Genomic DNA, 2,486 nt, shown 5'->3' with positions numbered 1-2,486 from the left:
GGCCATGCTGGTCTGAGGTCTACTTTTGAACCCCGTTAAAAATGGGGGGATTACCTCTTTTGGACTGTGAGGGAGTCGCTACAAAGCTACCATCCATGATCAACATAGTTTACAACCTATTCCGATACTGGAAAATCTCATTCCTTTCACATCAGTTCATATGGGCTAGAGATTAGATTCTTTGCACTCGGTTTGAATCGAGACTGGGAGATCGTCCTTGGGGGGGGCTGGTGTGTTTTGTCAGCTGCAATCAGAACGTTTAGTCATGTTCTTCTGGACGTAAGCGTTCATTCCACGACGTAGTTGACCTACTTCACGTCACGCAGAGGTCTCAATAACTCCGGCGAGACCTTGTACTGCTTCCTGCCATCCTCACCCAGTACGATCACGCTCTTGCGGTTGATCTTGGTGACGATCCCCAGCACGGGTCCTTCCCGGCCCTCGAAGGTCACTTTCAGGCCTACCCGCAACTGGCTTAGCGCCTGGAGATTTTCCTGATCCCTCAGTTCGTCGATGCGCCGGCAGATGTATTGATTCAGTTCCAGCAACTGGTCGATGCTCATGTCTTCAATGCGCATGAACGGCCTCCGGCTGTTTGCACTGTCGGTCAGGGTGGCGCAGATCGATCAGTGCCCGTAACGGGTTCTCGACGAACCGGGTTTTCCAGAGTCGCGGGGTCAGGTCGCTGACTTCACTGGCCGGGTGCTGGCTGATGCGTTGCAGTACGTCCACCAGATAGGTGTACGGATTTATGTCGTGCAGCTTGCAGGTGCTGATCAGGCTCTGGATGATGCCCAGGTGTTCCGCGCCCAGTTCGGTCCAGCAGAACATCCAGTTTTTCTTGCCCATCGGAATGGGTCGCAGGGCCCGTTCCAGGTGGTTGGTGTCTGGTTGCACGTCGGGATCTTCCAGGAACACGTTCAGGCTGGCTTCCCGGCTGAGCACGTAGTTCAGAGCTTTGGTCAGTGAGTCGCTGGGCAACAGGCCCCCTTGCTCCAACTGATCCCGGCACCACTGGAAGAAGTCGCTGACCACTGGCTTCGAGTGGTCCAACCGGTACTGGCGTTTCTTCTCGCCAGTCACTCCTTGGGTTTTAATGGTTTCCTCATTCTGGTACAGCTTCGCGATCCGTTGCAGAGCCTCGGTGGCCTGCTCCGGGTGTTCTTTCTGCGCCTCGATAAAGTAACGGCGACTGTGCACCCAACACTGAGCGTGGGTGACGTTTTCCTGGGCGGCGGCATAACGTGAGTAGGCCGCATAGCCGTCACTGATCAGGGTGCCGCTGAACGATTCGCTGAGCACCTGTTCGATGTGAGCACGCCCACGACTGTTCGAGTAGGTGAACACCACTTCGTCGGCATCACCGTACAGCGGCCAGAACCAGCCAGATTTCATCTTGCCTTTTTGCGGGCCCGCCCGGCCCTGGTGACCGGCTTTAATGGGTGTTTCGTCCATGGCCAGTACCCGGCTGCGCAACACGCTGTCGGTCTGGGCATCCACAATGGGGCGCAGCAGGTCGATGGCTCGTTTAACCAGGTTCGTGAGCGTACTGCGACTAACGGTAATACCTGCTTGCTGGATGCGCTGGTGCTGACGATACAGCGGTAGGTGGAACTGGAACTTGTCCACCAACAGCCCGGCCAGCAGGCTGACATCGGCCAGGCTATTGTCCAGCACGTTGAACGGAGCTGGAGTCGTCACCGGCTTCTCGGCTCCTTTGCGTCGGAACACCGGGCGTTCGCATTTGAGCACCACATAACTGGAGGCCCGCTGGGCCAGCCGGTAGGTGGTCTTGCTGCCAATCACTTCGTACTGGTCGGCCTCCGGGCCAGTCAGCTCCGGTGGCAGGTGTTCAATGACTTCCACCGGCACGTCGGTGGTAAAGCGCAGGCCGGTGTCGTTCAGGCAGTCGTCGTCCCGCTGTTTCTTGCCGGTGCCGCGTTGATAAGCCTTGATGGTGCGTTTCTCTTCATCAGCAGGCTGCTCCGGCAGCTGTGCTTCATCTGGCTGGAACAGATTGTTCTGTTGTGGAACATCATAAACCTGCTTCTCGGATTTGGGACCGAACAGCTGCTTTTTGAACCAGTCCAGTTGGCGGGTCAACTGGCGAATGGCTTCTGCCTGGGCCCCCAACTGCTCCCGCAACAAGGCATTCTCCTCGGCCAGGGCCGAGTCAGAAGGTGCGTTGGAAGAAGGAGTGGAAGCCGTTGAATTCATGGCCGATATTATACCGGACGTCCGTCTTTTATACCCCCCGAAAACGCTTGAACTGGCGGTATTTTTGCACTTCGATACCATCGATCAGCAGTTGCAGATCCGTCAGGGTCAGGGCTCGCTGCCCGGAGGCGGATAACGGCACCCGGAACTGCCCCTGCTCCAGACGCTTGGCCCACAGGCAGTAACCAGTAGCGGTAAAATACAGCATCTTCATCGTAAGCGTTCATTCCACGACGTAGTTGACCTACTTCACGTCACGCAGAGGTCTC

Annotated in this window: 3 protein-coding genes; all 3 read right to left on the bottom strand. The window is 56.6% G+C overall.

All coding sequences use genetic code 11. The features are described 5' to 3' along the window. Positions 1 to 308 precede the first annotated feature (308 nt). Genes AAC035_RS20565 through tnpB form a run of 3 tightly spaced genes read right to left on the bottom strand, consistent with a single transcriptional unit; the run spans position 309 to position 2,431 of the window. Positions 309 to 578 (bottom strand): hypothetical protein, encoded by a 270-nt coding sequence (locus AAC035_RS20565; RefSeq protein WP_113862548.1) that lies wholly within the window; start codon positions 576 to 578, stop codon positions 309 to 311. Further along, complete coding sequence (locus tag AAC035_RS20560) at positions 568 to 2,217, bottom strand: IS66 family transposase (protein ID WP_339806981.1); 1,650 nt, start codon at positions 2,215 to 2,217, stop codon at positions 568 to 570. Before AAC035_RS20560 ends, AAC035_RS20565 begins: the two co-directional genes overlap by 11 nt. Before the next feature lie 28 nt (positions 2,218 to 2,245). Then, on the bottom strand, positions 2,246 to 2,431 hold the full coding sequence (gene tnpB / locus AAC035_RS20555; RefSeq protein WP_339806980.1) for an IS66 family insertion sequence element accessory protein TnpB: 186 nt from the start codon (positions 2,429 to 2,431) through the stop codon (positions 2,246 to 2,248). Positions 2,432 to 2,486 lie beyond the last annotated feature (55 nt).

It is taken from the genome of uncultured Marinobacter sp. (assembly GCF_963974375.1).
Classification (GTDB): Bacteria; Pseudomonadota; Gammaproteobacteria; order Pseudomonadales; family Oleiphilaceae; genus Marinobacter.
This window is presented reverse-complemented; position numbering and strand designations above follow the sequence as displayed.

Excerpts from the sequence above, each read along its gene's own strand:
- AAC035_RS20565 (WP_113862548.1), bottom strand. The coding sequence starts at position 578 with ATGCGCATTGAAGACATGAGCATCGACCAGTTGCTGGAACTGAATCAA.
- AAC035_RS20560 (WP_339806981.1), bottom strand. The coding sequence starts at position 2,217 with ATGAATTCAACGGCTTCCACTCCTTCTTCCAACGCACCTTCTGACTCG.
- tnpB (WP_339806980.1), bottom strand. The coding sequence starts at position 2,431 with ATGAAGATGCTGTATTTTACCGCTACTGGTTACTGCCTGTGGGCCAAG.